We start from the raw sequence: 1,113 nt of genomic DNA, 5'->3' as shown, positions 1-1,113 counted from the left end.
CTAGTACCCGGAATCATAGCTGAGTGATACGGCGGCCTTTGAACCGGCGTTGACGGACCTTTTTCTTGGTCCAGACGAAGGGTTGAGCTTTGTCATTATATGCGTTGATGTAGGCATCGATGTGCTCCTGGAGCTGTTTGAGACTTGTGAAGGAGGTGCCGCTGAGCGACTGCCCCTGCAAGATCGAGAACCATACCTCGACCTGATTGAGCCAGGACGCGCTCGTCGGCGTGAAGTGAAATTGCACATTGGGGTGCGCCTTGAGCCAATGCTCGTTTTTCTTGTGGGTGTTGAGGTTGTCGAGGATGACGTGAAGCTTTCGGCCCGGAAAGGCCGCGGACGCTGTTCATGAAGTCGAGAAACTCGACCCGGCGCCGGCGTTTTGAATGCGTCGCGATGATCTTTCCGGTGGCGACTTCGAGCGCCGCAAACAGCGTTGTCGTGCCATGCCGCTTGTAGTCGTGGCTCTGGCCGGTCAAGGCGCGGCCATTGGGCAACTTCAGATAGCCCTGCGCTCGCTCCAAGGTGGGCTTCTCGTCCACGCATAGTACGATGGCCTTCGCGGGCGGGGCGACGTAGAGGCCAACAACATCGGCGGCTTTGGCCGTAAAGTTCGGATCGTTGCTCTCGCACCAGGACTTGCGAGCCACGAGGTCAATCTTGTGGCTGCGCAGGAACCGCCAGACATATTGGACGTCGACATCGCCCAGCGCCTCGGCCAGCAGAGGGCCGGTCCAGCGCGCAAACCCTTGCGGCGGCGGCTTATCCAGCAGCTTCAGGATCCGCTTGTCGGTGACCTTCGTATAGATCGGCTGCTTGCCGGGCCGCGGCTTGTCTTGCAGCCCTTCGAGGCCATGATCGGCATAGCGGTGCCGCCAAAGGCTGACAATCCGCGGCTGGACTCCGACTTCTTTGGCGATCGAGCGGGTGCTGCGCCCGTCCGCCGCCAACAGAACTATCCGCGCCCGCTTCAAATCGCGCTGCAATGTCACCGGTGAGCGGCAACACGCTTCAAGCACCTTGCGATCTTTCTTCGAAAGGCGGACTTCTCTTGCTTCGGGGATCATCCCGATCTTGAATCACGACTCACCTTCTAAGAAAAGGGGGTACTAG

1 pseudogene is annotated in these 1,113 nt (G+C 59.3%); it reads right to left on the bottom strand.

Features of this window, described 5'->3' with window-relative positions:
• Positions 1-13: 13 nt before the first annotated feature.
• Positions 14-1,067 (bottom strand): annotated as a pseudogene (locus IVA82_RS21215) (IS630 family transposase).
• Positions 1,068-1,113: the final 46 nt, after the last annotated feature.

Origin of the sequence: Bradyrhizobium sp. 142 (assembly GCF_023074015.1) — a bacterium.
Taxonomy (GTDB): Bacteria; Pseudomonadota; Alphaproteobacteria; order Rhizobiales; family Xanthobacteraceae; genus Bradyrhizobium.
This window is presented reverse-complemented; position numbering and strand designations above follow the sequence as displayed.